This is a genomic window from Pleomorphomonas sp. NRK KF1, from assembly GCF_023721755.1.
GTDB lineage: Bacteria > Pseudomonadota > Alphaproteobacteria > Rhizobiales > Pleomorphomonadaceae > Pleomorphomonas.
Window position 1 is genome coordinate 805,612 of the sequence record NZ_JAMDLH010000001.1, and the last position, 14,380, is coordinate 819,991.

The following is a 14,380-nucleotide window of genomic DNA, read 5'->3' on the forward strand; positions in this document are numbered from 1 at the left end:
CCCTGTTTCCTGTTGTAGCCGGTCAGCCGGCCGGGTAGCGGGCGCGGAGTTTCTCCGCCACCTGCGGCGGAACAAAGGCAGTGACGTCGCCGCCCAACTTGGCGATCTGCTTGACGAGGCTCGACGCGACATGGCGAACGCCCGAGGAAGCCCCGAAGTAAACCGTGTCGATTTCCGGCGCCATGGCCGCGTTCATGCCCGCCATGCCCACCTCGACGTCGAGATCGGAACTGTTGCGGATACCGCGAACGATCACGCGCGCCTGATGTCGGCGCGCAATATCGACGGCCAGACAGGCAAAGGTGACGACCTCTATTTCCCCTCCGGTCCGCGCGGCGATCGGCGCGACCAGATCGCGCATCATCGCTTCGCGTTCGGAGGCGTCGAACTCGCTCTTCTTCTCGTGGTGAACGCCAATGGCCACCACGAGCCTGTCGAACAGGCGCGAAGCGCGCTCGATCACGTCGAGATGGCCGTAGGTGACCGGATCGAACGAGCCGGCATAAAGAGCAGTCGTCATGGTCACCTGAATAGCCGGTTCGCCGCCTGTTAACAACTGCACCGCCGCTATCGGGAAACGCGTTTGGCTTGGCGGCGAAGATTAGGCACTTGGTCGTATTTACCACTCATTAAGCATTAACCCCGATACGTCCAATCGTCCGGATCACGTTAACTGCTGCGTAACGATCCCGCCCGAAACTCTCCCCTTACAGTGGGTCTCGCGCAGGAAGGCGGACTGACATGACGAAGCATCGAGTACCGCGTTGGAGGAAGATGGCCCTCGTCATGGCCGGGCTCTCGGCTGCCGTTCTCTCGATCGGCGCCACCGAACCCACCTATCCGGAAATCGGCCGGGGCGATCAGATGGCGAATCTCTCCAACTGCGCCGTCGAAACAATCGATGGCTTGAAGGTATGCGCCAGGGAGGCGCGGCACGATACCGCCGTCACGATCACAACCGTGGCGGCGGGCCTGACCATCGTCGAGTGACAGATCAAGCGAGGCACGCTCGTGCCTCGGTCCAGAATGCGGCAAGGGCGCAAGACGTTTGGCCACCGTCTTGCGCCCTGACTTTTTTCGACCGGAGCTAAAGGAGCGTCGAGATCACTCCTCGACGCCATTCTCCTCGCTGCTCTCCTCGCCGATGTCGGAGATGTGCTCGACCGACACGACCTTCTCGCCCTCGGCCGTATTGAAGATGCGAACGCCCTTCGAAGCACGCGAGACGATGCGAACCTGCCCGACCGGCACGCGAATCAGCTGCCCGCCGTCGGACACCAGCATGATCTGGTCGGTCGGCTCCACCGGGAAGCCGGCGACCAGCTTGCCGATCTCGTCGAGCTTGCTCTGGTCGGTCGCCTTGATGCCCTTGCCGCCACGGCCGGAGATACGGAACTCGTAGGACGACGAGCGCTTGCCATAGCCGTGTTCGTTGACCGTCAACACGAACTGCTGGGCCAGCATCATCTCGGCATAGCGTTCAGGTGACAGGGCATCGATACCGTTGCCCTCCTCTTCCGTCTCGTCGGCGACCACATCCTCGACGTCGGTTTCCTCGTCGCCGGCCACGCGCTGCTCGGCCGTCCACTGCTTCTGGAAGGCGGTGCGCTCGGCCGGGCTCGCGTCGAAATGACGCAGGATGGTCATCGAGATCAGCTCGTCGCCATCGGCGAGCGAAATGCCGCGCACGCCGGTGGAATCACGCCCCTTGAAGACACGCACGTCCCCAACAGGGAAGCGAATGCACTGGCCAAGCGCCGACACCAGCAGGAAGTCGTCGTCCTCGGTGCAAGTCTCGACACCGACGATGCCGTCCAACTCGTCGTCGAACTTCATGGCGATCTTGCCGTTACGGTTGACCTGCGTGAAGTCGCTGAGCTTGTTGCGGCGCACGGTGCCGAGACGGGTGGCGAACACCACGTCGAGATCCGCCCAGCTCCGCTCATCCTCCGGCAGCGCCAGGATCGAGGTGATGCGCTCGCCGTCCTGCAGCGGCAGGATGTTCTTGATGAACTTGCCTCGCGACTGCGGTGTGCCGAGGGGCAGACGCCAGACCTTCAACTTGTAGGCAATGCCGCGCGAGGAGAAAAACAGCACCGGCGCGTGCGTCGAGGCGATGAACAGGCGGGTGACGAAGTCTTCCTCCTTCGTCGCCATGCCCGAGCGGCCCTTGCCACCCCGGTTCTGCGCACGATACTGCGACAATTGCACCCGCTTGATGTAGCCCTCATGAGACACGGTAACCACCATCTCCTCGCGGGCGATGAGGTCCTCGTCTTCCATGTCGGCGTCGGACTCGACGATCTCGGTCCGGCGAGGCGTGGCGTAGGCCGTCTTGATCTCGACGAGCTCGTTGCGGATGATCTCAAGCACCCGATCGCGCGAGGCGAGGATCTCGAGATACCCCTTGATCTCCTCGGCCAACTGGTTGAGCTCGTCGGAAATCTCGTCGCGGCCCAGCGCGGTGAGACGCTGTAGGCGAAGATCGAGAATGGCGCGCGCCTGCTCTTCCGAGAGATTGTAGGTCCCGTCGTCGTTCACTTCGTGGCGCGGATCGTCGATCAGGCGGATCAGCGCCTCGACATCGGCCGCCGGCCAGCGACGGGTCATCAACTGCTCGCGGGCAGTGCCCGGATCGGGCGCATTGCGAATGACGGCGATCACCTCGTCGATGTTGGCGACGGCAATGGCAAGGCCGACCAACACGTGGGCCCTGTCGCGCGCCTTGCCGAGCAGGAAGCGCGTGCGACGCGTCACCACCGTCTCGCGGAAGGCGATGAAGGCCGACAGCACGTCCTTGATGTTCATCAGCTGCGGCCGGCCGCCATTCAGCGCCACCATATTGACGCCAAAGGACGTTTGCAGCTGGGAGAAGCGATAGAGCTGGTTGAGCACCACATCGGCGACGGCATCGCGCTTCAGCTCGATGACGACGCGAATGCCGTCTCGCGAGCTCTCATCGCGAAGGTCGGCGATGCCCTCGACGCGCTTCTCACGCACCAGCTCGGCGATCTTCTCGACCATCACCGACTTGTTCACCTGATAGGGAACCTCGGTGACGATCAGCGCTTCTCGGTCCTTGCGGACCTGCTCGATGGTGACGCGGCTGCGCATGACGACGGAACCACGTCCGGTCATGAAGGCCTGGCGGATGCCGGAGCGGCCGAGGATCATGGCGCCGGTCGGGAAATCGGGGCCCGGCAGCACTTCCATCAGCTCTTCAATGTCGGCGTCCGGATTGTCCATCAGGCGGATGGTCGCGTCGACCACCTCGCCGAGATTGTGCGAGGGAATGTTGGTCGCCATGCCGACGGCGATGCCGCCGGAGCCGTTGACCAGAAGGTTGGGGAAGCGCGCCGGAAGCACAGACGGCTCCCGCTCGGACCCGTCGTAGTTGGGATTGAAGTCGACCGTATCCTTGTCGAGGTCATCCGTGAGCGCCTGCGCCACTCTCTCGAGGCGAACCTCGGTGTAACGCATGGCGGCCGCGCTATCGCCGTCGATGGAGCCGAAGTTGCCCTGTCCGTCCACCAGCGGCAGCCGCATCGAGAAGGGCTGCGCCATGCGCACCAGGGCGTCGTAGATCGAGCTGTCGCCGTGCGGATGGTATTTACCGATGACGTCACCGACCACGCGCGCCGACTTGCGATACGGCTTGTTCCAGTCGTAGCCGTTCTCGCTCATCGAATAGAGGATGCGACGATGAACCGGCTTCAGGCCGTCGCGCACATCCGGCAGGGCGCGGGACACGATCACGCTCATGGCGTAATCGAGATAACTGCGCTTCATTTCCTCGATGATCGACACCGGCTTGATGTCGGTCGGCTCGGCGCCGTCGGGTGTCTTCGTCTCTTCAGCCAATGGCTTAAACTTCCTGAACTACTCCGCCGCCCAGTCAAACGACATGAAGGAGGCAGGGATTGTCTTTACGTCTTTACTGCCCGGTCGGACAACGCATCGTCCTTTGCGACCGGACCTGCCGGATATGCTTCGTTCTAGCCGATTCTGACGGCGGAAGCCATTGCGACTCGCCCCCGTCAACAGCCATCGCCACAAGCAAATTTACCTTTTCACATCAACAGATTATTCGGGCTTTTTGGTGGCCTCAAGCAGAGCAAGAAGAGCCCCGCCTGTTCTTTGCTCCAAACGGGGCCGGCATGGCGGATCGCCGCGCCCCTGAGGCAAGACCTCTGCCACTCCAAGCAGCCCGAACGGCCACGGCTCCGCTCCGATCAATCCTTTTTGTCATAGGGGTTGTCGCCGGAGCGCATCTGTACCCGGATCGGCGTACCCGGCATATCGAAGGTTTCCCGGAGCCCGTTGGCGAGATAGCGCATGTAGCTTTCCGGCATGGCATCCGGCCGCGAACCAAATATCACGAACATGGGCGGCCGGGTCTTGGCCTGGGTGATGTAGCGGATCTTCAGGCGACGACCGGCCACGGCCGGCGGCGGATGATGTTCGATGAGCCCGGTCAGCCAGCGGTTGAGGCGGCCGGTGGAAATACGCGTGTTCCATACGTCATAAGCACGCAGGACAGCCTGCATCAGCTTGTCGATGCCTTGGCCATTGAGGCCGGAGAGCGTCACCAGTTCGACACCGCGCACCTGTGGCAGCAGCCGCTCGCACTCTTCGCGCAGTTCCCTGAGCTTGGCGGCGCGATCCTCGACGAGATCCCATTTGTTAAGGCCGATCACCAGCGCCCTGCCCTCGCGGACGATCAGATCGACGATATGCAGGTCCTGCTTCTCGAAGGGAATGGTGGCATCGAGGAGAACGACCACCACCTCGGCCAACTTGATGGCTCGAAGCGCGTCCGCGACCGACAGCTTTTCGAGCTTCTCCTGCACGCGCGCCTTACGGCGGAGGCCGGCCGTGTCGAACAGCTTCACCTCGCGATCCCGCCACGTCCAATCGACCGAGATGGAATCCCGCGTGATGCCCGCTTCGGGCCCGGTGAGCAATCGATCTTCGCCGATCATCCGGTTGATCAGCGTCGACTTGCCGGCGTTGGGGCGTCCGGTGACGGTGACGCGCAACGGACGCTGTTCCTGCGGGCGGACGAGGTTGCCCTCCTCGTCGACATCAAGGTTGACGACCGCCTCTTCGCTATCGGGCTCGGCAAAGCCGAGACGCCCTTCAAGCGCTTCGCGTAGCGCATCGTAGAGATCGGACATTCCCTGGCCATGCTCAGCCGAGATGGGAATCGCCTGACCAAGGCCGAGCTCGTAGGCCTCCATCAATCCAGGTTCGACGCCACGCCCTTCGGCCTTGTTGGCGATCAGGATCACTTCTCGATCCATACGGCGGATCATGTCGGAGAAGTGCTTGTCGAGCGGCGTGATGCCCGCCCGAGCGTCATAGAGAAACAGGATGGCATCCGCCTCGCGGATCGCCATCTCGGTCTGGGCGCGCATCCGGCCTTCCAGCGATTCCGGATCGGCCTCTTCGAGACCGGCAGTATCGATGACCTGGAAGACAAGATCGCCAAGCCGGCCGCCGCCGACACGGCGGTCGCGCGTGACGCCCGGCGTGTCGTCGACCAGCGCCAGCTTCTTGCCGACGAGGCGATTGAACAGGGTGGACTTGCCGACATTCGGGCGGCCGACGAGAGCAACGGTCGGTTGCGCGGACATGGTCGAGACTTCCTTCAATAGACATCGCGGCGCCGGATCAACCGATCCGCCGCCGCTCGTCCTCTATCCTATGGCGCCGCGATCAGTTCACGGCGATGAGTGTACCGTCTCCGGCGAGAACCATCATCTTGCCAGAGCTCAGGATCGGCGCAATGGCGCCACTGAAACCGATCTCGGTGGTGACGCCGAGCGCACCGGTTGCTGCATCCACCGATGCGATGCGACCGTCATTCGAGGAGGCCCAGAGCTTGCCGGCTGCCATCACCGGTCCGGCCCACGAACCCTTGCGGTTCGAGGATGGCCTGAGCGGCAGCGTCTGCGCCCAGATCACCTTGCCTGTCTTGAGATCGATGGCGATCATTCTGTTCTCAAGATCGATCAGGAACAGGCTACCGCCGGAGACGATGGGCGTCTCTGCGCTGCCGATGGGCTGCTGCCACCGAACGTCGCCGGACTTGAGATCGAGGGCGACCAGAGCGCCACCGATGCCCGTGGCATAGACGGCGTCGCCATGGATCACCGGGCTTGCCGATGCATCCCGGAGCCCCGTGATCGCCGAGATCGAGCCGCTGCCGGTGATCGATGCCTGCCACTTGACGCTGCCCGTGGCGAGATCAAAGGCCTGAATCTGTCCGGTCGACCCGGCAACCACGACGGTATCGGCCGAGATCGCCGCACTGCCGGCGCCGGCCAATGAGGCACCGGAAACCTCGGTGGAAGCGCGCCAACCGGCTGCGCCCGTCGCGGCATCGAAGGCCTGCACCACACCCGACTGGGCGGTGACCACCACCTTGCCACCGCCGACCGCCGGAGCGGAGCGCGCCGGCGCATCGAGTTTCACCCGCCACAGGATCGAACTGGTCGCCGCATCGATCGACAGAAGTTCGCCATAGCCCGTCGCCACGTAGACGCGGCCACCCGACACCGAAAGCCCGCCACCGCCGACGGGATCACGCGAACCGGACGGATATACGCCGACGTGCCACGTCGCACCGCTATTGGCCACCTTGAAACCAGAAACGATGCCAGCGGAGTCATAGACATAGACGACCCCGTCAGCCGCGACCGGACGGGCGGAAATGCCACGTCCCTTGCTGGTCGAAAGCCCCATCATGCCGTTGCCGAAGCCGGACTTGCCGCCCTTGATCGACCAGAAATGCACACCTTTCAGGGCGCCGGCAACATTGCCCGGATCGTTGGTCGCCGTGCCGCCGGCCTGAGACCACGAAGCAAGTGCCGTCGCCGCACCGATGCTGGCCCGGCCATTGGTGACGCCACGCGTCGGGTCCGAGACAGCCAGGATCGAGGTGCGATTGCCTTCGGCAACCGGCTGGTCCTTCTTGAAGGGGTTGAGAGAAGACAACGAGTCCATCGCCGAATCCGAGCCGCAACCGCCGAGCGTCACGGTGACGACCAGTGCGAAGACCACGGAGGAAAGGCGCAGGAGAGCCGTCATCCGGCGGCTCCAGTGTCGGCGTTGCCGGTTTGCGAGATCGCAAGATCACGCAGAATGCGCGCCCGGTTCCGCGCATCCGACGGCGTCGTCGGATCATCGGTGAGCTTGCGGGCCTCCTCGCCGACGATCTTCCAGTCCTCGGCACGAACGGCCGCGAGGGCGACGATCTCACGTGCCGCGTGACGCCACGGAGAAATGTCGTTGTTGTAGCTGGAGACGCGCGCCTTGATCTGGTCGAGACTCTCCCGATCGACGGCAATCAAAGCGGCACGGACCGCGGCGAGATCGCGAAACGGCTGGTCGACGCCGGACGCCTTGGAAAGGTCTTCGAAAGCGGCGAGCGCGTTGTCGGTCTCGCCCATTGCCGCATGCTCGGAAGCGGCACGAAAGCGGGCAAGCACCTGATACTGTTCGGGCGCACCGCTGCCGTAGACGGCAAGCGACTCGGCAAGCGCCTTGTGGTCCCCGGCCTTGGCGGAAGCGAGCACCTGCGAATAGGCATCGCCGGCCGAATTGGCGCGACTGGTCGCCCAGTAGTCATAACCGCGCCAGGCGGCGGTACCAGCGACGATCAGTCCGGCGGCTACGTAGAGGATCCAGCCGTAACGCTTCCACAATCCCGTCAGCCGGTCGCGGCGCAGGTCTTCACCGACTTCGTCGAAAATATCAGACATCTTCAATCCAACTATCGGCTCGCGACCCTGCCGGTCGCCACCCACACATTGTTCGCGCAGCGCTGTGCCAGCGCAACTCATCGACGCCGTTTACAGCCTTTTTCACGACGACGCCACCTCTTCATGTGGGCAGCGCCCGAGGGCCTACAGCAACGGCATGCCGATCAGCCAGTCGTGCAGCACGAACATCAGCGCCGCCCAGACGGCAAGTCCGATGGCCACCGCGATCCAGTCGTTCAGGGGTTCGGGAGCGGCTACCGGCGCAGTGGTCATCGGCCGCGCGACAAGCGAAAATCGGGCGGCCAGCGTCCACACAAAGAAGACGGCGCTGAGCAGCACGCCGGCCAGCGTCCCGACCGCCAGCGCGTGGGCGACCGACCACAGCGTCACCGACATCAGCATCGGGTGACGAACGAAGCGACCGATGCGCGTCGGCACCGGGAAAAAGGAAGCCACGAGCAACGGCAACGCCACCACCATCAGTGCGAAGGCGAACAGGCGAGCCCAGGACGGCGGCTCGAACAGCGGCACGGGGTCCTGACGCGCGAGACCGTAACCGTAGATCAGGAGCAAGAGGCCGGCGAGAGAAACGAGCGAGTAGACGCCGCGCCAGGGATTGTAGCCGATGCGGGCGATCGCCGCCTCCCGCACACCGGGCGCCACGATATAGATCGAGTGGATGCCGATGAAGAGAACGAGGCCAACGAGGAAAATGGACATTCCCTGCTCCTTGAACACGAAACGCGAACTGGCCGACGGCCCAAATACCAACCGAGATCCGAGTATGGCCCTCGGCGCTCCCATCGGCTCGAAAAGGCTATAAAGCAATGAAATCCGCAAAGACGTTCATGACCATAATGAATTAACGCTTGCGTGCAATAGTGATCCCCATCTTTACGGGGGATGTCATGTATCGAGTCCTCGCCCTGTTGGGACTGTCCTTATGCTTGACCGTTGCAGCGCCGGCCCGCGCCGCGACCGACGATCGATCTGGTTTTGACAACGTCCCCATGCGACCGTCGCTCTCCCCGAATGACAACGCAGGCGAGTTGGCGATGACGCTCCCGCCCACCGCCGACATTGCGGAGGCACTTGGAACGGGACCGACGACACGGCAGGCTCTTGGTCCGAAGGTTCAGATACGCGTCGACATATCCTCTCAGACCATGACCGTTCTGGTTCACGGCAAGGTCGCACACGTCTGGAAGGTATCGACGGCCGGACGCGGCTACGTCACGCCCACCGGGTTCTGGACGCCCTATCGCATGCATGTCATGTGGCATTCTCGCAAGTACGACAATGCGCCGATGCCCCACTCCATATTCTTTCATGGGGGGTATGCGATTCACGCGACGCCCCACGTCAAGCGCCTCGGCAAGCCCGCTTCGCATGGCTGCGTACGCCTGCACCCGGACAACGCCAAGGCATTGTTCGCCCTGGTCCGGCAATATGGACCGTCGACGGTGCGGGTCTCAGTCGAACAATAGCCTCCCCTCCGGAAGTCGCCCCTTCCCGCCGCGCCGAGAGCCTCTCTGATCGAGTTGCTTCGGACTCTCTCGCGCGCAAGATCGCGCTAGCGCCAGCCCGTTCGACAGAGAGGAAGCCTGGCAACCGGTCATTCCAGCAGCATCGTCCATGACATCGCTGTCATTGCCGGGCGATCGTCCATGGTGTTGCGGCCGGAGAACGAAAACGATTCAAGACGAAACAGTCCCTGCCAACAGGCAAGCCAAAAAACCGATTCAGCACCGTCAGCACATTTGCGTAGAGTTTTTTGAGACTTTCCAAACCTTGAACCCGCATCCATAACCGCCCGGCACATTCAAAAAATCTTTCGGGCGGTTTTAGGCAAGGTTTATGCTGCATCGCAGCAATTGCCCAATTTTGAGCGAATTCCATCAAAAAGAACCTCATGGAAGCCAAATAACGGCAAATATGCGGCTCACCCTTCGTCGAAAGTCGTATTTCAGCCGCATTTCGACCCGGCGTACGGATTGGTTTGTGGCCAAGAATGCTGCCGCGCGAAAACTGCATTCCTGACATGCAGACCACCCTCTAGCCCCGCATGCCTCGTTCGCCTAATTATCGGGGTGTCGAGAGCGAAGCGCAGCAGACGACAGACTGAAGAGCGCAGCGCCTCACAACCCGAATGGATGAATGAAATGCTGGACACCGTTGTCAACAAGCTCCGCTCCTACCGCAAGTATCAGGAGACCTATCGCGAGCTCTCCCGTCTGAGCACCCGCGAGCTTGCCGACCTGGGCATCTCCCGCGGTGAAATCTCGAACGTCGCCCGCAAGGCCACGCTCTGAACCACGAAATTAGGCTCGCCAGCCGAACTATCCTCCTCCCAGTTCCGCGGCGATCCTGATAGACACCCTGCCGGTTCCTCCTCCCTCCGGCCGGTGTCTTGGAAAGATGGTCCTCCTCCCCCATCTTTCCCTTAGGCGACGATGGTCCTTTCCTCCTCCCAGGGCCATTTCGCCGGATTTGTGAGTACCGACCTGCCCTTCCTCCTCCCTGGGCAATGTCGGTTTGGTCGTGGCAATCCTCCTCCCTTGCTACGACCGTCCTGCGATGCTCCTCCTCCCGCATCGCAGGTTAGCTGTAGCGGCATACCTCCTCCCATGCCGTCTACAGAAAATTGCAGCGCCCACCGGATCTCCTCCCCCGGTGGGCGTTTGCATTTCGAGGCTTCCCAGATCCGATTCATTGCGGGCGAACGTCCGGAAAAAGCGCTGCAGGCGCCCGTCGGACATGCTATCTCCCCGCCATGACCAATCAGCCCCACGCCCCCATCCACGTCGTCGGCGCCGGCCTGGCCGGCTCGGAAGCCGCCTGGCAGATCGTCTCCCGCGACATTCCGGTCGTTCTTCACGAAATGCGGCCGCGACGCGGAACCGAAGCGCACAAGACCGGCGGCTTCGCCGAACTGGTCTGTTCCAACTCCTTCCGCTCCGACGACCATCAGAACAATGCCGTCGGATTGCTGCACGAGGAGATGCGCCGGGCCGGTTCGCTGATCATGGCCTCCGCCGACACCAACAAGGTACCCGCCGGCGGGGCACTGGCCGTCGACCGGGATGGATTCTCCGACAAGATCACCGCGACGCTGCGCTCCCATCCGCTTGTCACGGTCGTCGAAGGAGAGGTGGATGGCCTGCCACCGGAGGACTGGGGCAGCACGATCGTCGCGACCGGCCCGCTCACCTCGCCGTCGCTGGCCGAAGCCATCCGCGCCACCACCGGCGCCGCTTCACTGGCCTTCTTCGACGCCATCGCGCCCATCGTCCATTTCGACAGCATCGACATGGAAAAGGCCTGGTTCCAGTCGCGCTATGACAAGCCCGGCCCGGGCGGCACCGGTGCGGACTACATAAACTGTCCGCTCGACCGCGAGCAGTACGAGGCTTTCATCGACGCGCTCCTCGCCGGCGAAAAGACCGAGTTCAAGGATTTCGAGAAGACGCCCTACTTCGATGGTTGCCTGCCGATCGAGGTGATGGCCGAGCGCGGCCGGGAGACGCTGCGTCACGGACCGATGAAACCGGTAGGTCTCACCAACCCTCGCGATCCAACCGTGAAGTCCTATGCCATCGTTCAGCTCCGCCAGGACAATGCGCTCGGCACACTCTACAACATGGTCGGATTCCAGACGAAGCTGAAGTATGGCGTTCAGGCCGACGTCTTCCGGATGATCCCCGGGCTGGAGAAAGCCGAGTTTGCAAGACTCGGCGGCCTCCACCGCAACACCTACCTCGACAGCCCGCGTCTGCTCGATCCGGTGCTTCGCCTCAAGGCGGCGCCTCACATCAGATTCGCCGGCCAGGTCACCGGCTGCGAAGGCTATGTCGAATCGGCCTCCATCGGCCTGCTGGCCGGTCGCTTCGCCGCCGCCGAGCGACTTGGCGCGGCAGCCGTTCCTCCGCCACCGACCACAGCGCTCGGCGCGCTTCTCGGCCACATCACGGGCGGCCATATCTCCACGGAAGCCGAGGGCGCCCCACGCTCGTTCCAACCCATGAACGTCAACTTCGGCCTCTTTCCTCCCGTCGAGCTGCCAAAGGAACCCGGCCGACGGTTGAGAGGCAACGAGAAAACCATCGCGAAGCGGCAGGCGATCTGCCGTCGGGCGCTGGACGACCTGGCCGACTGGCTCGGCTGAGGCGACGTGCAACTGGCAACCCGGAGATTCCTCAACCGAAAGAAGCATTTGCTGCGTCAGTAATAATTACAAAAGGAAAATCTGGCTTATACAGAAGCAGCCTCTATCTCTGGAATGCGGACGATGGCTTCTGGCGGGTTGCTTCGGATTTTGTGCCGCGTGAACGGATTGGTTCTCCGGCCCGCGAGCTTGCCGGCCCTGATCGCTCTCGTCGCCGTCGGGTTGCTCGGCCTGCTCGCCGATCACCAGAACCACCAGCTGTTCGAACAGCACGCCCGAGCGGCCGTCGCCGATCGCCTGTCTGTCGTTCGGGCGCGCCTTGAGGGCAATATCAGCCGGGACATCCAGATCGGCCGCGCTGTCGCGGCCGCCTTCGCCACGCGTCCGACTCTCGACAAGAACGAGTTCACCACGCTTGTCGAACATCTCCTCGCAGACGGCTCCGATCTTCGTCTGATCGCCGCGGCGCCGGACATGGTCGTCAGCATGGTTCATCCGCTCGTCGGCAACGAAAGGGCCGTGGGCCTCGACTACATGAACACGCCCGCTCAGCGAGACGCCGTCCTGCGCGCCAGGACGACCGGCCACCTCGTTCTGGCCGGGCCGCTTGATCTGGTTCAGGGAGGCGTCGGCCTCATCGGCCGGTTCCCCGTGCTGGTCAGCCGACCGGCCGGGCCGCCTGTGTTCTGGGGCATCGTCTCCGCAGTGATCGACCTCGAGCGACTCTATGGCAACAGCGGATTGACCGCCGCCGATTTTGACCTCGATCTGACCATTCGGGGGCGCGATGGAAAAGGCGCCGCCGGTGAGGTCTTCTTCGGCTCGGACGACGTTCTGGCGCAGAACCCGCTGATTACGACGGTCAGCATTCCCGGCGGGACCTGGGAGCTTGCCGCCACACCGAAGGGAGGCTGGCCGGCGCCGCCCAACACCACAAGCTTCCGCTTCATGATCGCGCTCATCGGCGCATTTGTCGTGTTGCCGATCCTGGTCACCGGTCACCTCTATGCCGAACGTCGGCGCAACCTCGACGAGCTCAGCGAAGCCAAGCGGCTGGCGGAGGCGCGCAACACCCAGCTTGAGGAGGCGAACCGGCGTGTTCGTCATACCTCGCTGCATGACGCACTGACCGGCTTGCCCAACCGCCGCCATCTCATGGATCATCTGGGCCGGCTTGACTCCGAGGCGCTGACGCTGGAAGGCCGGATCGCCATCCTCCACCTGGATATCGATCGCTTCAAGCAGGTCAACGACGCCTACGGGCATGCGGCGGGCGACCGGCTACTCCAGCATGCCGCCGATCTCATGCGGACTGTGTTTCGACCCGACGACATCGTGGCCCGCATCGGCGGCGACGAGTTCGTCGCCGTCTGCGTCAGCGATGCACCGGAGGATCTGGCCCGGACCCTGGCCGACAAGCTGATTGCCGGGTTTCGACATCCGATCGACCTCGGCGAGGTTCGCTGCCGCAGCGGATTGTCGATCGGCATTGCTTGCTCCAGCCTTCGCGGCAGCCCGTCGTCTAAGCTGCTGATCGATGCAGACATTGCTCTTTATCGCGCCAAGAAACTTGGGCGAAATCGCTTCGAGTTCTTCACCAGGGCGCTGGAGGCGGAAGTCGTCAGCGCCAAGCGTCTGGCCGACGAGATCCTGACCGGCATCGACGAAGGACAGTTCGATGCCCATTACCAGCAACAGTTCGACGCTTCGACCCGCGAGCTGGTCGGGCTCGAAGCGTTGATCCGCTGGAAACATCCGACGGAAGGGCTTCTGCCTCCCGCCCGGTTCATCGGCGTCGCCGAGGATATCAATGCGCTCCCCGTGCTCGATCATATCGTGCTCGAAACGGCCCTCGCCCATCGCCTGAGCTGGGTGGCGGCCGGCATCGAGGTGCCAAGGATTGCCGTCAACGTATCGATGGGCCGACTGCGCGACGAACGCCTCGTCGACCGGCTCAGGGAAATGACGATCCAGCCGGGAACGCTGGCCTTCGAGCTGACCGAAGCGATCTATCTCGACGACAGCGACCAGGTGGTCTCCGACAATATCCACTGTCTCAAGAAGCTTGGCATCGACATAGAGATCGACGATTTCGGAACCGGCTACGCCTCTATCGTCAGTGTGATGCGCTTGCAGCCAAAGCGTCTCAAGATTGCCAGCCAGCTGACGGCCACGGTCGCGGCGTCCGGATCGCAACGCCAGCTCATCCGGTCGATCGTGGAAATCGGTCGCACGCAAGGCATCGGCGTCGTCGCCGAAGGCGTCGAGACCATCGAGCAAGCCGACATCCTTCGAGATCTCGGCTGCCAAACGCTGCAGGGCTACGCGCTCGGCCGGCCGATGAGCGCCGATCAGCTGGCCGGCTTGATGCTCAGCCAAGGCGAGCCGACAACAGGCGACCGTCGACCCCTCCGGACCTAGAGTGTCCGGCGAAAGCCAACATGCTCTA

At 63.1% G+C, this 14,380-nt stretch carries 12 protein-coding genes; 5 read left to right on the forward strand and 7 right to left on the reverse strand.

Annotated features, from left to right (window positions below):
* Window positions 1-22 precede the first annotated feature (22 nt).
* Complete coding sequence (gene coaD / locus M4J39_RS03745) at window positions 23-520, reverse strand: pantetheine-phosphate adenylyltransferase (protein ID WP_251726447.1); 498 nt, start codon at window positions 518-520, stop codon at window positions 23-25.
* Window positions 521-741: 221 nt separating this feature from the next.
* Between coaD and M4J39_RS03750 the strand changes: the two genes are divergently transcribed.
* On the forward strand, window positions 742-990 hold the full coding sequence (locus tag M4J39_RS03750; RefSeq protein WP_251726448.1) for a hypothetical protein: 249 nt from the start codon (window positions 742-744) through the stop codon (window positions 988-990).
* Between the two features lie 114 nt (window positions 991-1,104).
* Here the strand turns inward: M4J39_RS03750 and gyrA are convergent, their stop codons facing one another.
* The 5 genes from gyrA to M4J39_RS03775 all read right to left on the reverse strand — a co-directional run bounded on the left by gyrA (window position 1,105) and on the right by M4J39_RS03775 (window position 8,486).
* Window positions 1,105-3,789 carry a DNA gyrase subunit A gene (gyrA, locus tag M4J39_RS03755; RefSeq protein ID WP_251726797.1) on the reverse strand — a complete coding sequence of 895 codons (2,685 nt, stop codon included), beginning with the start codon at window positions 3,787-3,789 and terminating at the stop codon, window positions 1,105-1,107.
* Window positions 3,790-4,232: 443 nt separating this feature from the next.
* Window positions 4,233-5,636 (reverse strand): ribosome biogenesis GTPase Der, encoded by a 1,404-nt coding sequence (der, locus tag M4J39_RS03760; protein WP_251726449.1) that lies wholly within the window; start codon window positions 5,634-5,636, stop codon window positions 4,233-4,235.
* A gap of 82 nt (window positions 5,637-5,718) precedes the next feature.
* Complete coding sequence (locus M4J39_RS03765) at window positions 5,719-7,092, reverse strand: PQQ-binding-like beta-propeller repeat protein (protein WP_251726450.1); 1,374 nt, start codon at window positions 7,090-7,092, stop codon at window positions 5,719-5,721.
* Entirely contained in the window at window positions 7,089-7,766 is a 678-nt protein-coding gene (locus M4J39_RS03770) for a tetratricopeptide repeat protein (protein WP_251726451.1), read from the reverse strand. Before M4J39_RS03770 ends, M4J39_RS03765 begins: the two co-directional genes overlap by 4 nt.
* A 144-nt stretch (window positions 7,767-7,910) precedes the next feature.
* Window positions 7,911-8,486, reverse strand: a complete 576-nt coding sequence (locus M4J39_RS03775; RefSeq protein WP_251726452.1) for an NnrU family protein — start codon at window positions 8,484-8,486, stop codon at window positions 7,911-7,913.
* Window positions 8,487-8,821: 335 nt separating this feature from the next.
* On the opposite strand from M4J39_RS03775, the gene M4J39_RS03780 reads away from it, so the two are divergent.
* Window positions 8,822-9,253: a L,D-transpeptidase gene (locus tag M4J39_RS03780; RefSeq protein ID WP_251726453.1), complete on the forward strand. Its 432-nt coding sequence runs from the start codon at window positions 8,822-8,824 to the stop codon at window positions 9,251-9,253.
* Window positions 9,254-9,413: 160 nt separating this feature from the next.
* Here the strand turns inward: M4J39_RS03780 and M4J39_RS03785 are convergent, their stop codons facing one another.
* Window positions 9,414-9,809 carry a hypothetical protein gene (locus tag M4J39_RS03785; protein WP_251726454.1) on the reverse strand — a complete coding sequence of 132 codons (396 nt, stop codon included), beginning with the start codon at window positions 9,807-9,809 and terminating at the stop codon, window positions 9,414-9,416.
* A gap of 119 nt (window positions 9,810-9,928) precedes the next feature.
* Here M4J39_RS03785 and M4J39_RS03790 point away from each other — a divergent pair, with 119 nt between their 5' ends.
* The 3 genes from M4J39_RS03790 (at window position 9,929) to M4J39_RS03800 (ending at window position 14,352) form a co-directional block, all read left to right on the forward strand.
* Entirely contained in the window at window positions 9,929-10,078 is a 150-nt protein-coding gene (locus M4J39_RS03790; RefSeq protein WP_084633142.1) for a DUF1127 domain-containing protein, read from the forward strand.
* Window positions 10,079-10,539: 461 nt separating this feature from the next.
* The gene (trmFO, locus tag M4J39_RS03795) at window positions 10,540-11,931 is read left to right on the forward strand and encodes a methylenetetrahydrofolate--tRNA-(uracil(54)-C(5))-methyltransferase (FADH(2)-oxidizing) TrmFO (protein WP_251726455.1); all 1,392 of its coding nucleotides are present in this window, start codon (window positions 10,540-10,542) and stop codon (window positions 11,929-11,931) included.
* Window positions 11,932-12,090: 159 nt separating this feature from the next.
* A complete protein-coding gene (locus tag M4J39_RS03800; RefSeq protein ID WP_251726456.1) occupies window positions 12,091-14,352 on the forward strand; it encodes an EAL domain-containing protein in 2,262 nt (753 codons plus the stop codon).
* The last annotated feature ends 28 nt before the right edge of the window (window positions 14,353-14,380 follow it).